Source organism: Streptomyces sp. KL109B, from assembly GCF_030766935.1.
Lineage (GTDB): Bacteria > Actinomycetota > Actinomycetes > Streptomycetales > Streptomycetaceae > Streptomyces.
Map to the genome: position 1 here is coordinate 744682 of NZ_JASERL010000002.1, position 18901 is coordinate 763582.

General features: G+C 72.6%; 13 protein-coding genes. 6 read left to right on the forward strand and 7 right to left on the reverse strand.

All coding sequences use genetic code 11. From position 1 onward, the window contains the following. Nucleotides 1-148 precede the first annotated feature (148 nt). Complete coding sequence (locus RBJ65_RS09145; protein WP_306321555.1) at nucleotides 149-1267, forward strand: DUF2637 domain-containing protein; 1119 nt, start codon at nucleotides 149-151, stop codon at nucleotides 1265-1267. A 30-nt stretch (nucleotides 1268-1297) separates the two neighbouring features. Here the strand turns inward: RBJ65_RS09145 and RBJ65_RS09150 are convergent, their stop codons facing one another. Continuing rightward, entirely contained in the window at nucleotides 1298-1753 is a 456-nt protein-coding gene (locus RBJ65_RS09150) for an ATP-binding protein (protein ID WP_306321556.1), read from the reverse strand. Nucleotides 1754-2013: 260 nt separating this feature from the next. Here RBJ65_RS09150 and RBJ65_RS09155 point away from each other — a divergent pair, with 260 nt between their 5' ends. Beyond that, on the forward strand, nucleotides 2014-5091 hold the full coding sequence (locus RBJ65_RS09155) for a glycoside hydrolase family 38 C-terminal domain-containing protein (protein ID WP_306321557.1): 3078 nt from the start codon (nucleotides 2014-2016) through the stop codon (nucleotides 5089-5091). A 70-nt stretch (nucleotides 5092-5161) separates the two neighbouring features. On the opposite strand, the gene RBJ65_RS09160 is transcribed toward RBJ65_RS09155, so the two are convergent. The 4 genes from RBJ65_RS09160 to RBJ65_RS09175 form a co-directional block, all read right to left on the reverse strand. Continuing rightward, nucleotides 5162-5911: a hypothetical protein gene (locus RBJ65_RS09160; protein WP_306321558.1), complete on the reverse strand. Its 750-nt coding sequence runs from the start codon at nucleotides 5909-5911 to the stop codon at nucleotides 5162-5164. Nucleotides 5912-6054: 143 nt separating this feature from the next. Continuing rightward, on the reverse strand, nucleotides 6055-7800 hold the full coding sequence (locus RBJ65_RS09165) for a pyruvate dehydrogenase (protein WP_306321559.1): 1746 nt from the start codon (nucleotides 7798-7800) through the stop codon (nucleotides 6055-6057). 110 nt (nucleotides 7801-7910) lie between these two features. Continuing rightward, nucleotides 7911-9356: a protein phosphatase 2C domain-containing protein gene (locus tag RBJ65_RS09170; protein ID WP_306321560.1), complete on the reverse strand. Its 1446-nt coding sequence runs from the start codon at nucleotides 9354-9356 to the stop codon at nucleotides 7911-7913. Nucleotides 9357-9466: 110 nt separating this feature from the next. Further along, entirely contained in the window at nucleotides 9467-13234 is a 3768-nt protein-coding gene (locus RBJ65_RS09175) for a S8 family serine peptidase (protein WP_306321561.1), read from the reverse strand. A gap of 222 nt (nucleotides 13235-13456) precedes the next feature. Between RBJ65_RS09175 and RBJ65_RS09180 the strand changes: the two genes are divergently transcribed. From RBJ65_RS09180 to RBJ65_RS09195, 4 genes are all read left to right on the forward strand, one after another. After that, nucleotides 13457-14437, forward strand: coding sequence for a helix-turn-helix domain-containing protein (locus RBJ65_RS09180; RefSeq protein WP_306321562.1), 981 nt, complete (start codon nucleotides 13457-13459; stop codon nucleotides 14435-14437). A 193-nt stretch (nucleotides 14438-14630) separates the two neighbouring features. Next, nucleotides 14631-15113 (forward strand): DUF456 domain-containing protein, encoded by a 483-nt coding sequence (locus RBJ65_RS09185; protein WP_306321563.1) that lies wholly within the window; start codon nucleotides 14631-14633, stop codon nucleotides 15111-15113. Between the two features lie 85 nt (nucleotides 15114-15198). Next, nucleotides 15199-15879 (forward strand): DedA family protein, encoded by a 681-nt coding sequence (locus RBJ65_RS09190; RefSeq protein ID WP_306321564.1) that lies wholly within the window; start codon nucleotides 15199-15201, stop codon nucleotides 15877-15879. Between the two features lie 76 nt (nucleotides 15880-15955). Continuing rightward, complete coding sequence (locus tag RBJ65_RS09195; RefSeq protein ID WP_306321565.1) at nucleotides 15956-16642, forward strand: 4'-phosphopantetheinyl transferase superfamily protein; 687 nt, start codon at nucleotides 15956-15958, stop codon at nucleotides 16640-16642. Here RBJ65_RS09195 and RBJ65_RS09200 read toward each other — a convergent pair. Both RBJ65_RS09200 and RBJ65_RS09205 read right to left on the reverse strand, forming a co-directional pair. Further along, a complete protein-coding gene (locus tag RBJ65_RS09200) occupies nucleotides 16608-17123 on the reverse strand; it encodes a methylated-DNA--[protein]-cysteine S-methyltransferase (protein WP_306321566.1) in 516 nt (171 codons plus the stop codon). The two genes, RBJ65_RS09195 and RBJ65_RS09200, sit on opposite strands and share 35 nt — an antisense overlap. Then, a complete protein-coding gene (locus tag RBJ65_RS09205) occupies nucleotides 17120-18505 on the reverse strand; it encodes a DNA-3-methyladenine glycosylase 2 family protein (protein ID WP_306321567.1) in 1386 nt (461 codons plus the stop codon). The genes RBJ65_RS09200 and RBJ65_RS09205 overlap by 4 nt, the downstream gene beginning before the upstream one ends. Nucleotides 18506-18901 lie beyond the last annotated feature (396 nt).

Here is an 18901-nt window from a genome sequence, read left to right on the forward strand (position 1 = left end):
GCTTTTCCAGCGGGAGTTCGAGCGTACGGCCGCTTCGCGCGCCCCCGCCCACTCCAATGGCGTTCTCTTGCCCCGAAACCCCCTGCGGGACCGGACGACTGGGCCAATATTGCGCCCGTTCGCCGTATCGCGATGCAAGGGACCCCAGATGAGACTGACCGACATATCGCTGGACTGGCTGCTTCCGGGCGCCGTACTGCTCCTGGGCATGCTGGCGGCGGTCGCAGTGCTCGCGCGCGGCAGGCGCGCCGGGGGCGCCAAGAAGGCCGCGGGATCGTCGTTCTCCGACGAATCCTGGGAGCGCAGCGAGGAGCGCCGCAGGCGCAAGGAGGCCGTCTACGGCACCGCCTCGTACGTGCTGCTGTTCTGCTGCGCGGCGGTCGCCGCCGCACTCTCCTTCCACGGGCTCGTCGGCTTCGGCAAGCAGAACCTGAACCTGTCCGGGGGCTGGGAGTACCTCGTCCCGTTCGGGCTCGACGGCGCCGCGATGTTCTGCTCGGTGCTCGCGGTGCGCGAGGCCAGCCACGGCGACGCCGCCCTCGGCTCCCGGATACTCGTGTGGACGTTCGCCGGCGCCGCCGCCTGGTTCAACTGGGTGCACGCGCCGAGGGGATTGGGCCACGCGGGCGCCCCGCACTTCTTCGCGGGGATGTCCCTCTCGGCCGCCGTCCTCTTCGACCGCGCCCTGAAGCAGACGCGCCGCGCGGCGCTGCGCGAACAGGGCCTGGTGCCACGGCCGTTGCCGCAGATCCGGATCGTACGGTGGCTGCGCGCGCCCCTGGAGACGTACAACGCCTGGTCGTTGATGCTGCTCGAAGGCGTGCGCACGCTGGACGAGGCGGTGGACGAGGTCCGCGAGGACAAGCGGGTCAAGGCGCAGGACCGGATGCGGCAGCGCGAGCACCAGAAGCTGGAGCGGGCCCAACTGAAGGCGCTGAGCCGGGGTTTCGCGCCGCGCGGCGGCCGCCAGGTGGAGGTGGAGGCCGGGTCCTCGGCCGCCGGTTCCGGGCAGGGCGGCGCGGAGTCCGCCATATCGTCGGCGACCCCGCCTTCGGAACTGCCGCAGGGGGCACCGGCACCGGAGCAGCTTCCGGTGCGCGCCCGGCCCTCGCTCCAGGCCGTCAAAGGGATCCGCAGGTCCCGTGACTCCCGTGATCAGCAGGCGCCCGTCACCGTCGATCTGACGGCGGAGGACGACACGCAGGCGCTGCCCCGGCTCGACTCTCTGGAGCAGAAGCTCAAGGACCTTGAGCAGCAGCTCGGTTGAGCCCGTCCGTGGTACGGCGGCGCCGCGTCCTCACACGGCGCCGCCGTCCAGTTCGAACCAGACGACCTTCCCCGTGGCGTCCGGTCCGAGGGCCGCGACGCCCCAGGCGTCCGCGAGCGACTGCACCAGGATCAGTCCGCGCCCACTGGTGCCGTGCGTACCGTCGTCGGCGTGCGGTACGCGGGGCGTCGGCCTGCGGGAGACGAAGTCACGGACCTCGACCCTCAGCGACCGCGGCCCCACGGTCGCCGTGAGCTCCGCCTCGCAGTCCGTGTGCACCAGCGCGTTCGTCACGAGTTCGCTGGTGAGCAGCTCCGCAACCTCCGATCTGCCCGGCCTGCCCCAGTGATGGAGGAGTTCGCGCAGCGCGCGCCTGACCTCCGGGACGGCCCGCAGGTCCGCCTTGCCCAGCTTGCGCTTGAGTTGTCGCGGCGGCCCGTCCGCCGGATCCGCTCTCTCTGCCGCCGCCCCCTCCTCGTACGTCATTGAGCCCCTGTCGCCCATTCGGGCGCCCCCTCGTGACTGCCGCTTCATGACCCCCGCCCACACGCCGATCTCCGATGCCTTCCTGGCTTGACCCCTGCTTGCCACTCGGCCTGTTCTTCGAACGCGTACACGGGGATGGATGCCCCGCTGCCTGATCGACACGCTTGTTGATTGCTCCACCATTTACTGGGGGTGCCCGGCATCGTGTCGGGGAAGGAAGCGTGGGGACGACGCCGGGGACAAGCACTGGAGGAGCCGCCGTGCACGACGACCGACACCTCGTGGAAGGCCGACTCGACCGGGCGATGCGCCAGTTCGTGCGGCCCGCGCAGTACGGGGCGCGGGTGCCGCTGAGCATGAGCGTGTGGCACGCGCCGGGCGAACCGGTGCCCGTGGCCGAGGCCCTGGAGGGCACGTACGAGCCGTTCGAACCCGGCACCGCGTGGGGAAAGCCGTGGTCCACCAGCTGGTTCCGCCTTCAGGGACGGGTGCCCGAGGAGTGGGCGGGGCGGCACGTCGAGGTGGTCGTCGACCCCGGGTTCAGTGGGCAGGGTCCCGGGTTCCAGGCGGAGGGGCTGCTGTACGACGCGTCCGGTGTCCCCCTCAAGGGCATCCATCCGCGCAACCGGCATCTGACGGTCGCCGCGCGTGCCACCGGTGGGGAGCCGGTGAGTCTGCTGCTCGAAGCGGCGGCCAATCCGACGGTGCTGCGGGACTTCGAACCGACCCTTCTCGGTGACGTACTGACCGCAGGGGATCGCCCCAACTACCGATTCCGCGCTGCCGACTTGGCCGTACTCGACGAGGAGGTCTGGCACCTCGTGCTCGACGTCGAGGTGCTCTCGGAGTTGATGGGCGAGCTGGAGGGCGACCGGGGCAGGCGGCACGACATCCTGCGCGCCCTTGAGCGGATGCTGGACGCGCTCGATCTGCACGACGTGTCCGGTACGGCGTCGGCGGGCCGCGCCGAGCTGGCCGAGGCCCTCGCCCGGCCCGCGCACGCGAGCGCGCACCGGGTGTCGGCGGCCGGGCACGCGCACATCGACTCGGCGTGGCTGTGGCCGCTGCGCGAGACGGTCCGCAAGGCGTCCAGGACCTTCGCGAACGTCACGGCGCTCGCCCGCGACTATCCGGAGCTGGTCTTCGCGTGCTCGCAGGCGCAGCAGTACGCCTGGGTGAAGGAGCACCAGCCGCACATCTGGGAGCGCATCAAGAAGGCCGTGGCGGACGGGAATTGGGCGCCGGTCGGCTCGATGTGGGTGGAATCGGACGCCAATATGCCGGGCGGCGAGGCGCTGGCCCGGCAACTCGTCCACGGCAAGCGGTTCTTCATGGACGAGCTGGGCGTGGAGACGGAGGAGATCTGGCTGCCGGACTCCTTCGGATACACCGCCGCGTTCCCGCAGTTGGCGAAGCTCGCGGGCGCGAAGTGGTTCCTGACGCAGAAGCTGAGCTGGAACCAGACGAACAAGATGCCGCACCACACGTTCTGGTGGGAGGGCATCGACGGCACCCGCGTCTTCACCCACTTCCCGCCCGTGGACACGTACAACGCACAGTTCCACGCCGCCGAACTGGCCCGCGCGGAGCGGAACTTCGCGGAGAAGGGCGCATCGAACCGCTCCCTCGTGCCGTTCGGCTGGGGCGACGGCGGGGGCGGTCCGACCCGCGAGATGCTGGAGAAGGCGCGCCGCCTCAGGTCCCTTGAGGGCTCCCCCAGGGTCGACATCGAGAAGCCGGCCGCGTTCTTCGAGGCGGCGTACGAGGAGTACGGCGAGCGGGCCCCGGTCTGGTCCGGCGAGCTGTACCTGGAGATGCACCGCGCCACGTACACCACGCAGGCGAAGACGAAGCAGGGCAACCGCCGCTGCGAACACGCCCTGCGCGAGGCCGAGTTGTGGTGCACGGCCGCCGCCCTGCACGACCCGTCGTACGCCTACCCGTACGACGCCCTGGACCGGATCTGGAAGACGGTGCTGCTGCACCAGTTCCACGACATCCTGCCGGGCTCCTCGATCGCCTGGGTACACCGCGAGGCCCGCGAGACGTACGCCCAGGTCCTCGCGGAACTCGACGAGATCACGTCCGATGCCGTACGCCGCCTGGGTGGCACGGAGCCGTCCGCCCTCAACGCCTCCCCGTACCCGCGCAGTGAAGTCGTCGCGCACGACGTCCGGTTGGTGCATGTGAACGTCGACGGGCTCGGCGCCCGCTCCCTCGCCGAGGCCGCCGGGCACACGCGCGGACCGGGGGCGCACGCGGCGGCGACCCGCGAGACGGACTCCATCGTCCTCGCGAATGAACACCTCACCGTCACCGTCGACAGCGACGGACTCCTCACCTCCGTACGGGACTTGGCGCACGGCGGCCGCGAGACCCTCGCCCCCGGAACCCGCGGGAACCTGCTCCAGCTGCACCCCGACCACCCCACCCAGTACGACGCCTGGGACCTGGACGCCCACTACCGGCACACCCGCACCGACCTCACCGGGGCCGAGTCGGTGGAGCTGGTCGAGGAGGGCCCGCTGCGCGTCTCCGTCCGCGTCACCCGCTCCTTCGGGAAGTCCCGAATCACGCAGGAGTACCGGCTCGCGGCGGGCAGCAGGCGCCTTGAGGTGGTCACGGACGTCGACTGGCAGGAGTCGGAGAAGGTCCTCAAGGCGGCGTTCCCGCTGGACGTGCACGCCGAGCGGTCCTCCGCCGAGATCCAGTTCGGCCACGTGAACCGGCCTACGCACGCCAACACCGGCTGGGACGCGGCCCGTTACGAGATCTGCGCCCACCGCTGGCTGCGTGTCGCGGAGGACGGCTACGGGGTCGCGCTGCTCAACGACTCCACGTACGGCCACGACGTGACCCGCACCGAGCACGTAACCGGGAACGGCGAAGTCCTCGGTACGAACGTCCGGTTGACCCTCCTTCGCGCCCCGCACTCCCCCGACCCGGAGACGGACCTGGGCACGCACCGCTTCACGTACGCGCTGCTCCCGGGCGCGAGCACCGGTGACGCGGTGGCGGAGGGCCTCGCACTGAACCTGCCGCTGCGGATCGCTCCCGCTCCGGCCGCCGTGACGCCGCTGGTCACGGTCGACAACCCGGCGGTGACGGTGGAGTCCGTGAAGCTCGCGGAGGACCGGAGCGGGGATGTCGTGGTGCGGCTGTACGAGTCGCGGGGCGGGCGCGCGAAGGCCACGCTCACGGCGGCGTTCCCGGTGGCGGGCGCCGACGAGACGGATCTCCTGGAGCGCCCGCTGCGCGCCGCCGACACCTCCGCCGCCGGACTCGCCCTGTCGCTGCGCCCGTTCCAGATCCTGACGCTGCGGCTGCGGCCGGTGTGATCCGGTCCCGTACGCGCGGATGCCCGGCCCCGCGGAAGGCGGGACCGGGCACCGGCGGCGCGTACCGCGCCTACAGCAGGTGAATCCCCAGACCCACGTCGAGGTCGAGGAGGGCGTCCAGGTCGATGTCGAGGACGGCGGCCAGGCCGGCGTCGACGTTCACCTCGGCAGCGAGGTCGGCGTCGACGTCGACCCCCGCGTCGAGGTCGACATCGGCGGCCAGGGAGGTGCCGAGGTCCGCGTCGATCCGGGAGACCACGGCGCTGTTGAGCCGCATCGAGCCGCCGCCGAGGTTGAGGACGGCGCGCGTCGAGCCCTCGTGCGACTGGACGACCTCGGCGTCACTGAGGTCCACGGAGCCGATCGCGACGTTCCCTTGGGCGCCGACCCTGGCGTGGACCACGCCCGTACGGACGTCGACCCTCAGATTGGTGATCGCGACCGTCCGGTCGGCCTTTCTGAGCTGAAGACCGCCGGCGAGGTTGATCGTGCCGCCGGTGAGCCTGCCGTGGTCGTGCTGGATGTTGCTGCCGGAGGCGACGCTGAGAACCACCCCGGCGTCGGCGTCGATGCTGGACACGTCCGCGGCGGCGGCCGCTCCGCCGACGGCGGCGACGCTCACGCCGTGGGCGTCGAGGTCGAGAGCCGCGGCCAGGTCCAGACGCAGCAGACCGTCGCTGACGACAGTGGTGTCCGCCGGCGCCTGGGTGCTGGCGGCGGGGGCACGCTCGGGAGTGGCCGCGAGCGCCACGGGGGCGGTGAGGCCGGAGGTGAGCAGGACGGCGACGGCCACGGTGGTGGCGCGACGGTAAGCGGTCATGCGGGTCACGGACCTTTCTGGGGAAACGGTGTGAGGGTCACCCCAGATCACTTCCGCGCCGGCCATGCCTCCGATCGGTGCGGAAGGCCAGTCCACCCGGACGGCCGACCGGCGCGCCTCCACGCGTCCGGCGGGGCCGGATGTTAAGGCCGCGGCATGTTGCGCAGGTTGGAGCGGGCCATCTGCACCATGCGGCCCACGCCGCCGTCGAGGACGATCTTCGAGGCGGACAGGGCGAAGCCCGTGACCATCTCGGCGCTGATCTTCGGCGGGATGGACAGCGCGTTGGGGTCGGTGACGACGTCGACGAGCGCCGGGCCCTTGTGCTTGAAGGCGTCCTTCAGCGCGCCCGCGAGCTGCTTCGGCTTCTCGACGCGGACTCCGTAGGCACCCGCGGCGCGCGCGATCGAGGCGAAGTCGGGGTTCTTGTTGGTGGTGCCGTACGAGGGGAGGCCGGCCACCAGCATCTCCAACTCGACCATTCCCAAAGAGGAGTTGTTGAAGAGGACGACCTTCACCGGCAGGTCGTACTGGACGAGGGTGAGGAAGTCGCCCATCAGCATCGAGAACCCGCCGTCCCCCGACATGGAGACGACCTGCCGCTCGCGGTCGGTGAACTGGGCGCCGATGGCCATCGGCAGCGCGTTCGCCATGGAGCCGTGCGAGAACGAGCCGATGACGCGGCGCCGTCCGTTGGGCGAGATGTAGCGGGCGGCCCACACATTGCACATGCCGGTGTCGACCGTGAACACGGCGTCGTCGGCGGCGAGTTCGTCGAGGACGGACGCGACGTACTCGGGATGGATCGGCGTGTGCTTCTCGACTTTCCTCGTGTACGCCTTCACGACGCCTTCGAGCGCGTCGGCGTGCTTCTTCAGCATCCGGTCGAGGAACTTGCGGTTCGACTTCGGCTTCACGCGCGGGGTGAGGCAGCGCAGCGTCTCGCGTACGTCGCCCCACACCGCGAGGTCCAACTTCGAGCGCCTGCCGAGGTGTTCGGGCCGCACGTCGACCTGGACGATCTTCACGTCCTTCTGCGGCAGGAACGCGTTGTACGGGAAGTCGGTGCCGAGGAGGATCAGCAGGTCGCACTCGTGGGTGGCCTCGTACGCGGCCCCGTACCCGAGCAGGCCGCTCATGCCGACGTCGTACGGGTTGTCGTACTGGATCCACTCCTTGCCGCGCAGCGCGTGGCCGACCGGGGACTTGATCTTCTCGGCGAACTCCATGACCTCGGCGTGCGCGCCGGCGGTGCCGCTGCCGCAGAACAGGGTGACCTTGCCGGCCTCGTCGATCAGCTCCACCAGCTTCTCGATCTCGGCGTCGCCGGGGCGGATGCTGGGCCGGGACGTGACGATCGCGGTCTCCGTGGAGCCCTCGGGGGCGGGCTCGTCGGCGACGTCGCCGGGCAGTGTCACGACGCTGACGCCGGACTGTCCTACGGCGTTCTGGATGGCGGTCTGCAGGACGCGCGGCATCTGCTTCGGGCTGGAGATCATCTCGCTGTAGTGCGAGCACTCGGAGAACAGCCGGTCGGGGTGGGTCTCCTGGAAGAAGCCGAGGCCGATCTCGCTGGAGGGGATGTGCGAGGCGAGGGCGAGGACCGGGGCCATGGAGCGGTGGGCGTCGTAGAGCCCGTTGATGAGGTGCAGATTGCCGGGCCCGCAGGAGCCGGCGCAGGCCGTCATCTTGCCGGTGACCTGCGCCTCCGCGCCCGCGGCGAAGGCGGCGGTCTCCTCGTGCCGGACGTGCACCCAGTCGATCGCGTCGTTGCGCCGGATCGCGTCGACGACCGGGTTGAGGCTGTCGCCCACGACTCCGTACATGCGCTCGACGCCCGCGCGGACGAGGATGTCGACGAACTGCTCGGCGACGTTCTGCTTGGCCATGACTCACGCGCCCTTCGGAACCCGGTCTCTGCGTTGCTTCGCGCTTGCTTCGCGCTTCTTCGCGTTTTTGCGTGTTTCTTCCGGGTTCCATGAATTCATACGGGGCGTGCTCACGCCTCCCAGACGGCCGCGGCGGTTCTGTCGTCGGCGTATCCCTTCACGCGGACCTGGGCGTCCGCGAGGAAGTCGGCGAGGCCCGGTGGATCGGCGTCCGCCCACCTGGTGGCCAGGTGCGCGGCGAGGGCCGGCTCGCCGCGCAGCGGTTCGGCGAGGCCCGGTGAGCAGAGCAGCAGCGTGTCCCCCGGTCGGGCGACCGAGGCGCGGAACCGGAAGGCGTCGCGGGGTGGCGGGGGCGCGGGCTCGTACGGGCTCGGCGGGGTGGTGATGTTGAGGTCCATGGTGAGCTGGTCGACATCCGGGGCCTCCTCCTCCGCCGGCGCCGAGGACCCGAACCCGACGACGGGAGCGCCCGCGCTCCGCTCCGGCACGCTCGGCTCTATGTCCCGCCACTCGCCGTCCCGCAGCCGGAACAGGCCGCCACCGCCGACGCCGAAGAACACGCGGGTGCGGCAGGCCGGGTCGGCGGGCAGCAGCAGGCACCGGAGCGTCGCCGCGTACTCCTCCGGGTCGAGGCCCTGTTCGGTGGCGCCGGCCCGCAGCTTGCCGAGGCTGCGGTCGGTGAGCCGGTGCAGCCCGGACTTCAGATCGCCCCGGCGCCCCGCCCGCACGTCCTCCGCGAGCCGCTTGTGGCTGAGCCCCACGGCCCGGCCGATCCACTCGCAGGCCTCGGCGGCGGCCCGGTGCGCGCCGGGCACCGCGCGGGCGCCGGTGGCCATCGCCACGAGGATCAGCGCGCTCGGCCCGCTGCCGAACCGCGCGACGATCAGACTGTCCCGCCGCGCCTCCCCCCGGTACCGCGCGGAGTCTCCCCGCACGGACACCGCCCGCAACGTCGACGCCCCGCACCGCGCCCCATCCAACACGGTGTCCGCGACCAGCCCCTCCAACCCCTCCGGATCCGCGGCCGGCAGCGCACTCGGCTCGGGATCGTAGGTGGGCGGCCCGTCCCCGACGTACGCGGGACGCGACAACACCTGCGGCTCGGCTTCACGCCGCGGCACGTCCGGCGGCACCTCCGGCAGGGGCGCGTCCGGTGAAGGCACCGACACCTCCGACAGGGGCGGCACCGCTTCCCGCCGGGGTTCGGGCACGGGCGGCGCTTCCCGGGGCGGGGGCACCTGCGCGGCAAGTGGAGCGGGTTCGGACGGGGGCGGTGGCGCCTCCGGGCGGGGTGGCGACACCGCAGACGGCTCCGGTGCGGGTGGGGACGCATCCGGTGCCGGCGCCCCGTCCGGCGCGGCCCCGGGCGCGGGCGGGGACGCGTCCCGGTGGAGGCCGGAGGCCACCGCTCCGGCCGAGCTGAAGCGGTCGTCCAGGGTGTCCGGTGCCGGGGTGGGGCCGGTGTCCTTGGCGGCGGCCTCGTCCTCGTACAACTTCCCCCACCAGTCGTCCTCTTGGTCCTGGCGGCCGGTGTGCCTCTCCCCCTGTTGACTCATGCCCTTATTGTCCACGTCTCGGGCCGTACGAAAATGGCGCATCGGGAAAATCCGTCACCCGATCCGGTCCACCGGAAGCCCCGGCGAACCGGATCGGGTGAGGGTCCGAACTAGCGCACGTCGTACGCCCGGGTCACGGTCTGCGTGACCGCGTTGCCCTTGCTGTCGGTCAGGCGGACCTTGAGGGTGACCGGCTTGCCGGAGGCGCCCGCGTGGTCGACGGTCGCCGTCCACGTCCCGCCCGTACGCGAGGTCACCGCCTCGGTCCAGGTCTCGCCGCCGTCGTACGAGTAGGAGAGCGCGGCCTCCGTCAGGGCGCCCGGCTCGTAGCCCGCGTGGCCCGTCGCCGTCAGGGCGATCCGCTGGCCGTCGCGCGCCGCGAGGGTCTTCATGTCGTCCTCGGGGAACGTCATGCGCGGGAAGAGGAGCGGGATGCCCTGGGAGTGGACGGACTCGTCCAGGTGCGAGCGGAACGACCACGTGGTGGAGGTCGACGGGGAGCGCAGCCAGGTCTTGGAGCTGTTCAACTTGGCCGTGTTCAGGGTGAGTTCGTACGTCGCGTCGGCGGGCGGGACCGTAAAGACGCCGTACGGCCAGCCGTTGCGCCCGACGGTCTCACCGTTCCGCTTCAGCTCCACGTTGCCGATGTCTCCGAACGAGCCCTGGACGCCCAGGTGTTGGCCGTCACCCCAGAATCCGGGCGCGACGCCGATCAGGTTGCCCTGGCGTTCCGCGGCGAGTGCCTGCCCGCCCGCGCTGTCGAGCGGCGCCGTGGGCGCCATCGCGCCGCCGTACCACTTCTCGGCGCGGGTCTCCCCCTTCTCGTACGTCCGCACGGGGTCGATCATGAACTCGCCCCAGGGGAAACTGCTGGACACCTGGTGGCCGTAGCCGGTGGCGCCGGGCGAGTACAGCTCGGTGCGGGTGGACGGCGCGGCGACGAGGGCGATGTCCCCGAAGGAGGTGGTCAGGCCGCTGGGGCGGGTCACCGACGGCAGGTCGACGTAGTCGGTCGCGGCGCCCATCGCCCGGTACGTGGCCGTGTTCGTGGCGAGGGACCGGTCCGCGACCCGGTAGGTGCGCTCGGCGCGGAGTTGGCCGGTCTCGGGGAAGGCGAGCGTGTAGACGTACGGGCTCTTGGCCGTGGCCTTCCAGCGCAGCGTCGTGGTCGTGCCCGCCGCGATCCGCGCCGCCAACTCCCCTCCCTCGGCCGCCTCCAGGGCCAGCACCGGTATCGGCGCGCCGACGAAGCCGACCGCCGGGTACCAGCGGCCCGCGGCCTCCCGGTACAGCACGACCGCCTTGACGCCCGCTTTGACCGCGGCCTGCGCGACCGCGCTCGCGGATCCGCCCTCGGGCAGCTTCACCAGCGCCAACCTGCCCTTGGCCGCGCCGAGTTCGGCCGCCGTACCGGATCCGGCCGAGACGATCTCGGCGGTACCCGCGCCGTCGAGGTTCGAGGAGTTCGTGGAGCCGGTCACCGGGTGCAGCTCAGGGCCGCCGCCCACCACGCCGAACTCGCTGATCTGCGGCGCGGCGGCACGCCAGAAGCTGGCGAACTCGAAGTCTCCGTCGCGGACTTGGCCGCGCACGTCGGCGTAGTAGCCGCGCACGGTGCGCGAGCCCTGGATGCTGGCGGCGTGCAGCCAGTTGTCCTTTCCGAAGGTGCGGGCGAATCCGAGGGTGGCGCCGCGGATCTCGCTGTCCCGGTCGGTCGTCCGCACGCTCAACTTGTGGGCCTCGCGGGCGTCGAGGACGACGGTGGTGTCCTTGGTGAGGTTCAGCTGCGGGCGGGCCATGAAGGTCGCCGAGTCGACGAGCGTGCCCTCGGCGGCCGGGGTCGCGACGAACGCGGACAGGGCGTACGCACCGCGCCTGACCTGGTACGTCTGCTCAGCAGCCGCGTCGTTCACGCGCCGCTCGCCGGACGCGTCGTCGGTGCCGACGAGGTCGATCGAGGAGGCTCCGGTGGCCGGTTCGCCCCGGCGGTCGACGACCTTGACGCGGAGGGTGACCGTCTCCGGCTGGACGTAGAGGGAGAAGGGGGTGGTGAGGTGGGTGCCGCCGGGTCCCGTGGCGAGGACGCGGCCCGTGACGTCGCCGTACTGGGCCTGCTTGAGGTACGCCGACGGGTCGACGGTCAGCGGGACCTGGGCGGTGCCGCCCGCGGGGACGGTGACCGTGCGGGCGCCGAGCCGGGCGACGGGCGACTTCACGGCGGAGCCGTCGTTGCCCGTCACCGCGTCGACGGCAAGCCCCAACTGCACCGCCTTGTCAGTGGTGTTGGTGTACGGAACCTGGACCGTGGTGCGGTCGTCGCGGCTCTGCGGCCAGTCGAAGGCGCCGCCCTGCACGGCGTCCGCGCCGAGGACCTGCTGGTCGACGGCGGCCTTCGCGTCGAGTCGGCCGCCGCCTGTCTCGCGTACGTCGCCGGGGATGTCGGCGTCGGCGGACGCGACGAGCGCCTGCTTGAGCCGGGCCGCGTCCCAGTCGGGGTGGCGCTGCTTGACGAGGGCGGCGGCGCCCGCGACGTGCGGTGTCGCCATCGACGTACCGCTCATGGACCGGTACGCGTAGACGCCCCGGCCGCCCGCTGCCGCCGCCTTGATGGCGACGCCGGGCGCGGCGATCTCCGGCTTGAGGGTGTGGGTGCGCTGGACGGGGCCCCGGCTGGCGAAACTCGCGGTCGCGTCGGCGCTGTCGACGGCGCCGACGGTGAGCACTTCGGGGACGCAGCCGGGCGAGGACACCGTGTTCGTGCGCGGGCCGGAGTTGCCGGCCGCGATGACGAAGAGGGTGTTCTTCGACGAGCGGGCGAGTTCCTGGGTGGCCTGGGCCATGGGGTCGGAGCAGTCGAGTTCGGCGGGGTTGCCCAGCGACATGGAGACGACGTCGGCGTCCTGGTCGACGGCCCACTGCATCCCGGCGATGATCCATGAAGTGGCGCCGGAGCCACCGTCGTTGAGGACCTTGCCGTTGAGCAGGGTGGCGCCCGGGGCGACGCCCTTCTCCTTGCCGTCGCTCGCGGCGCCGGAGCCGCCGACGGTGGACGCGGTGTGGGTGCCGTGGCCGTCGCGGTCCTCGGCGGTGTCGGAGTCGGTGAAGTTCTTCGACTCGGCCACCCGCCCCTTGAGGTCGGGGTGTTCGGTGTCGGCGCCGGTGTCGAGGACGGCGACCTTGGTGCCCTTGCCGTCGTAGCCCGCGGCCCACGCCTCGTCGGCGCGCACCTGCTTCGTGGAGTCGGCGAGCAGCGACGTCACCTTGGCGTCGAGCCACAGCTTCTTCAGGTCACCGGCCGCGCGGGAGCGGGGAGCCGAGACGTCCGCCCAGAAGTCGGCGGCCTGCTTCTTGTCGGCCTTCAGGGCGACGCCGTCGACCGGGGCGAGGACGGGGCCGCGCTCGGCGCCGCGCGGAGTGGCGGGCACGGCGCGGGCGACGTCCACGGACGTGTCGTACGTGGCGATGAGCGGCAGCTTCGCGCTGTGCTGGTCGTCGTAGCCCTGCCGGATCAGGCCGGTGACGTTGAAGAGTTCCTCGTCGACGCGGCCTGCGGCGAGCGCCCGCGCGGCGCCGTCCGGGTACACATACAGGTCCTTGCCGGCCTGCCGGGTCTGGAGCAGCGGAGTGCTCCCGTCCGGGGCGGACAGGGCCGTGGCGGTGGGCCGTCCTTCGGCGTCGGTGGTGACGGCGACGCGGTCGCCGGTGACCAGGGTGACCGTGACCGCGGAGTTCTTGGCGGCCGTCGCGGGGCCGCCGACGAGCGGCCGGTGGTCGGCGTCCGGGGCCCTCCCCTGCGCGGCCCCGGACGGGACGGCCGCGCCGACGGCGAGGGCGACGGCGACCGCCGTGCCCAGGGCCGCACGCGATATCGGGCGCATCGCTCTCCCCAAGTGGATCGCTCTCCCCAAGTAGAAGGTGGCCCAAAGGGCGCATTACCAGCGGGTGTTGATGCTGTGGTGGCGCCACATTGGCAGAGTGCCGACCGGTAAAGGGAAGATGGGAGAGGCGGGAATGTGCCGTGGCCGCTTCCCGCCACGGGGGGCGTTGGAACAGCGCACGGGCGGTTCACACGGGCGGTTCACTGGGGAGGGAATCGGCGCATGCTGGACGCGATCGGTCTGGACGAGGGGCACGAGGCGGCGTACCGCGCGCTCGTCGCGGTGGGCGCGGCCGACATCCGCGACCTGGCGCGGCGGCTCACCCGTGCCGAGCACGACACCGAGCGGGCGCTGCGCCGCCTGGAGCAGCACGGGCTCGCCGCCCAGTCCTCGGCCCGACCCGGCCGCTGGGTGGCGGCGCCGCCCGGGGTCGCGCTCGGCGCGCTGCTCACCCAGCGGCGGCACGAGCTGGACAAGGCGGAGCTGGCGGCGGCGCTGCTCGCCGAGGAGTTCAGGGCGCAGGCCACCGAGCCCGCGGCGCACGACCTGGTCGAGGTGGTGACCGGGGCGGCGGCCACGGCGCAGCGGTTCCTGCAGATCCAGCTGGGCGCGACCGAGGAGGTGTGCGCGCTCGTCACCGGCAACCCGATCGCGGTGACCGCCGGGGAGAACGACGCGGAGCTGCAGGCCGTCAGCCGGGGCGTCGACTACCGCGTCGTCATCGAACGCGAGGTGCTCGCCACGCCGTCCGGACTCTCCGAACTGGCGGCGGCGATCGGCCGGGACGAGCGGGTGCGGGTCGTGGACCGGGTGCCGACGAAGCTGGTGATCGCCGACGGGACGCTCGCCATGGTTCCGCTGGCCCGCCGCTCCGCCGAGCCGGCGGCGCTCGTGGTGCACGCGAGCGGGCTGCTCGAAACGCTCAGCGGCCTGTTCGAGGCGGTGTGGCGGCAGGCGCTGCCGCTGCGGCTCGGGGCGGCGGGCGAGGTGGCGGAGGCGGACGCGGACGGCCCGGACGGCCTGGACCTGGAGATCCTCTCCTTGCTCCTCGCGGGCCTCACCGACGCCAGCGTGGCGAAACAACTCGACCTTGGCCTTCGGACGGTGCAGCGGCGGGTGAAGCGGCTGATGGAACTGGCGGGCGTGACGACGCGGCTGCAGCTGGGATGGCACGCGTACGAACGGGACTGGGTGGCCCGCTGAGCCCACCGAGTCCACTGAGCCCACTGAGCCCGCTGAGCCCACCGAGCCCTCCGAGCCCTCCGAGTCCACTGAGCCCACCGAGTCCACCGAGTCCACCGAGTCCGCTGAATCCACTGATTCCAAGGCGCCCGCTGAGTTCTCATTGAGGCGTTGATGACCTGCGCTTTCGCCGCGGCTGGGGGACCCTGTGGACATGGGAGCGTGGGAACTCCTGCTGGTCGGCTCCGTGATGGCGCTCGGCCTGTGCGGGGTGATGGTGCCGGGCGTGCCCGGGTCATGGCTGGTGTGGGCCGCGGTCGCCGTGTGGGCGCTGCGGGATCCGAACGGCCTCGCCTGGGGGGTGCTGGTCGGCGCCACCGTCGTGCTGCTCGCCTCGCAGGTGCTGCGCTGGCAACTGCCGCCGCGCCGGCTCCGGCAGGCGGGCGCGACCCGGCGCCTGGAGGTCTGGGCGGGGGCCGGGGCGCTCGTCGGGTTCTGCGTGCTGCCGGTGATCGGGGCGATTCCGGGGTTCATCGGCGGGATCTACGTATCGGAGCGGCTGCGGCTCGGGGGCCACGAGAACGCGGTGGCGTCGACGCGGACGGCGATGCGGGCGGGCGGCTCGAACGTGCTGGCGGAGCTGTTCACGTGCCTGCTGATCGTGGGGGCCTGGCTGGGAGCGGTGATCTGGGGCTGAGCGGCGTCGATCGGAGGGCGCCGGTCGGCCGACTTTGCCGAACGTTTACTCTTGGGAGATCGTCCACGCTGGAGACAGACCTCGCATGCACTCTCTGACCCTGGCCGCGTCCGCGGAGCCCACCGGCGGCCTGGCGGGCTGGGCCGCCGACCTCATCGGCAGCCTCGGCGGCCCGGGGGCCGGACTCCTGATCGCCCTGGAGAACCTGTTCCCGCCACTGCCCAGCGAGGTCGTCCTGCCGCTGACCGGCTTCGCCGCCAGCATGGGCACGATCACGCTGATCTCGGCCATCGCCTGGACGACGCTCGGCTCGGTCGTCGGCGCGGCGGTCCTCTACTGGATCGGCCGGGTCATCGGCCGCGAGCGGATGTACGCGCTGTGGGCGCGGATCCCGCTGGTGAAGGTCTCCGACCTGGAGCGCACGGAGGCGTGGTTCCAGCGGCACGGCACGAAGGCGGTGCTGCTGGGCCGGATGGTGCCGATCTTCCGCAGCCTCATCTCGATCCCGGCGGGCGTGGAACGGATGCGGCTCCCGGTGTTCCTCGCGCTGACCGCGGTCGGCTCACTGGCCTGGAACGCGGCACTCGTCCTCACCGGGTACTGGCTGGGCGATCAGTGGGACCTCGTGGAGGAGTACGTCGGGGTGCTCTCGAAGGTGGTGCTCGGGGCGGCGGTGGTCGCGGTGGTGGCGTACGTGGTGGTGCGCTGGCGCGGGCGGACGAAGACGAAGGCGAAGACGAAGACGAAGGCGAAGCACCGCGCGTAGGATCTTCCGGTCGAGTCGAGGAGACCCGAGCGGCACAGGTGCAGGGACAGGGGCAGGGGCAGGGGCAGGGGAACAGATGGACGCTGTGAGGGAGTTGCCGGCTGCCGGTCCCGTGCGGCTGTGGCTGGTCACGACGGCCGGGGACGCGCACGTCACGGACACGGCCGGGGTACTCGACGCCGAGGAGACCCGGCGCGCCGCCGCCTTCCACCTCGACCGGCACCGGGTGCGCTACATCGCCGCGCATCTCGCGCTCCGCGACGTCCTGGGCGAACGGCTCGGCCGCTCCCCCGGCGACGTACGGTTCACGCGCCTCGACTGCCCCGGCTGCGGCGGCCCGCACGGCCGCCCGGCGCTCGCGGACGCCCCCGACCTGCACTTCTCCCTCTCCCACAGCGGTGACCTGGCCCTCGTGGCGGTGGCCTCCGCGCCGGTCGGCGCCGATGTGGAGGAGCTGCCTTCGGCCGAGGTCGCGGCGGACCTCACGACGGTGCTGCACCCGCGCGAGCGCGACGAACTGGCGGCCCTCGGCACACCGGAGGAGCTCAGGCGCGCGATGGCCCGCGCCTGGGTCCGCAAGGAGGCCTACCTGAAGGGCCTCGGCACGGGCCTGGCACGCGGCACCGACCGCGACTACGTGGGCGTACGGGCGGACTCCCCCGGCGCTCCGGACGGCTGGACGCTGCACGACGTGCGGGTGCCGGAGGGGTACGCGGCGGCGGTGGCGCTCAGCCCCGGGATCGAACAGCCCCCTCCAGCTTGAGCAACTCCACCTTCCGCTCCATGCCGCCCGCGTACCCGGTGAGCGAGCCGTCGGCGCCGATCACCCGGTGGCAGGGCCGCACGATGAGCAGCGGGTTGGCGCCGACCGCGCCGCCGACGGCCCGTACGGCGGCGCGCGAGGCGCCGATCCGGGCGGCCACTTCGCCGTACGTGGTGGTGGCCCCGTACGGCACGTCGTCGAGCGCGCCCCAGACCCGCCGCCGGAACTCGGTGCCGCCTTCGGGCCTCAACTCAAGCTCGAACTCCTTGAGTTCACCGGCGAAGTAGGCGTCGAGCTGCCGCTCGGCCTCGACGAACCGCCCGGGATCACGCACCCACTCGCTGCCTCCCGCACCGATGACCCGGCCGCCCTTCTGGCCGGGGACGGAGAGGGAGGTGAGGGCGCCGGAGGAGTCGCAGGTGAGCAGCAGCTCCCCGAGCGGACTGTTCAGGGTCGTGCAGTAAATGACGTCGGTACTCACAACTGTCCTTCTACGATGAGGTGTTGACGCGCGTACGAGCGCCAGGGGCGCCACGCGTCTTCGGTGGCGAGATGCTCGCCGGGCACGCCCACGTCGGGGTCGCCCAGGGCGCGCAGCCGGATCAGGGCGGCGGTGCGCGGGGGCATGCCGGGCAGCGCGCGCAGCGTCGCGTCGGCGTCGTCGCGGTCGGCGCCCGGGTCGAGGCGGAGCGCGCCGGTGTGCAGCGCGTGGGCGAGCGCGCCGAGCGTGCCCGGCTCGTCGACGAGCTCGCCCGGGACGGGGAACAGCCGGTCGACGGTGCCGCTGGGCGCGTCGAGCCGCTTTCCGTACCGCTCGACGAGGCGTGCGGACTCCGCGGGCCCGGCGACGAGGCGCAGGGCGAGTTCGTCGGGGTCGGCGGCGCCGGGCGAGCGCAGTCCCGGGCGGGCGGCGACGAGCGGGGCGAGCCGGGGGTCGAGGCCGAGGCGTTCGTCGATGGCGTACGGGTCGGCGTCGAGGTCGAAGAGTCGGCGCAGGCGGCCGACGGCCGTGGTCAGATCGCGCAGATCGGTGAGCTGTATGCGGGCGTCGAGCCAGCCGCCGCGGTGCTCGGCGCGTGCGCCGGGCTGGTCGTGGGTGACTTCGTCGACGTGTACGACGCCGGTGCCGTACGGCAGTCGCAGCGCGCGCCGGAAGCCACGCCGGCCGGGGGCGCCGGTCAACTCCTCGACTCCGGGCAGGAGTTCGCGTCCGAGCTGGTCGAATACGGGGCCCGCGCGATAGGCGCCGCGGTGGGCGAGGCGCAGCGGGATGCCGGCGGCGGGGGCGGTGGCGCGGTGCTTGTCGGGGGCGTCGGCGCGCAGTTGGGTGGGGGTGCGGGCGTACACCTCGCGGATGGTGTCGTTGAACTGCCGGACGCTGGCGAAGCCCGCGGCGAAGACGATCTCCGTGACCGGGAGTGGGGTCGTCTGGAGCAGGATGCGGGCGGTGTGGGCGCGCTGGGCGCGGGCGAGTGCGACCGGGCCCGCGCCCAGTTCGGCGGTGAGCTGGCGCTGCACCTGGCGCGGGCTGTAGCCGAGCCGGGTGGCGAGCCCGCCGACGCCCTCCCGGTCGACGATCCCGTCGCCGATGAGGCGCATCGCGCGGCCCACGATGTCGGCGCGGACGTTCCACTCGGCTGATCCGGGCACGGCGTCCGGCCTGCACCGTCGGCAGGCGCGGAAGCCGGAGCCCTGGGCGGCGGCGGCCGTGGCGTAGTAGCGAACGTTGCTCCGCTTCGGGGTGACCGCGGGGCAGCTCGGCCGACAGTAGATCCCGGTCGTCTCGACGGCGAAGAAGAACTCCCCGTCGAAACGTGCGTCCCGGCTGCGTACGGCCTCGTAACGCGTGTCTTCCTCGGTCATGGTCACGCCCCCAGTGTCCCCCGGGCCACGCCACCGGGCTGGCGGAAATCGGACCCGGTGTTACGGCTCCGCCTTTACCTTGTGCCGGGGTCGAGGTGTGCGGCGGGGGCGGCCTGCGCCGGGGTCTTTGACCTGTGCCGGGGGCGAGGTGTGCCGCGGGTGCGGCCTGCGCCGGGGTCTTTGGCCTGTGCCGGGGTCGAGGTGTGCCGCGGGTGCGGCCTGCGCCGGGGTCTTTGACCTGTGCCGGGGTCGGCGCGTGCCGCGGGTGCGGCCGGTACCGGGGGCCTCGTCCCGTACCGGGGCGACGCCTGCCACCGGTGCGGCCGGTAACGGGGTCCTTGCCCCACCCGTACCGGGGTCGGCGCCGGCCGTCCTGTGCACGCGGCACCGTGCGCC

Excerpts from the sequence above, each read along its gene's own strand:
- RBJ65_RS09145 (WP_306321555.1), top strand. The coding sequence starts at position 149 with ATGAGACTGACCGACATATCGCTGGACTGGCTGCTTCCGGGCGCCGTA.
- RBJ65_RS09150 (WP_306321556.1), bottom strand. The coding sequence starts at position 1,753 with ATGACGTACGAGGAGGGGGCGGCGGCAGAGAGAGCGGATCCGGCGGAC.
- RBJ65_RS09160 (WP_306321558.1), bottom strand. The coding sequence starts at position 5,911 with ATGACCGCTTACCGTCGCGCCACCACCGTGGCCGTCGCCGTCCTGCTC.
- RBJ65_RS09165 (WP_306321559.1), bottom strand. The coding sequence starts at position 7,800 with ATGGCCAAGCAGAACGTCGCCGAGCAGTTCGTCGACATCCTCGTCCGC.
- RBJ65_RS09170 (WP_306321560.1), bottom strand. The coding sequence starts at position 9,356 with ATGAGTCAACAGGGGGAGAGGCACACCGGCCGCCAGGACCAAGAGGAC.
- RBJ65_RS09175 (WP_306321561.1), bottom strand. The coding sequence starts at position 13,234 with ATGCGCCCGATATCGCGTGCGGCCCTGGGCACGGCGGTCGCCGTCGCC.
- RBJ65_RS09180 (WP_306321562.1), top strand. The coding sequence starts at position 13,457 with ATGCTGGACGCGATCGGTCTGGACGAGGGGCACGAGGCGGCGTACCGC.
- RBJ65_RS09185 (WP_306321563.1), top strand. The coding sequence starts at position 14,631 with ATGGGAGCGTGGGAACTCCTGCTGGTCGGCTCCGTGATGGCGCTCGGC.
- RBJ65_RS09190 (WP_306321564.1), top strand. The coding sequence starts at position 15,199 with ATGCACTCTCTGACCCTGGCCGCGTCCGCGGAGCCCACCGGCGGCCTG.
- RBJ65_RS09195 (WP_306321565.1), top strand. The coding sequence starts at position 15,956 with ATGGACGCTGTGAGGGAGTTGCCGGCTGCCGGTCCCGTGCGGCTGTGG.
- RBJ65_RS09205 (WP_306321567.1), bottom strand. The coding sequence starts at position 18,505 with ATGACCGAGGAAGACACGCGTTACGAGGCCGTACGCAGCCGGGACGCA.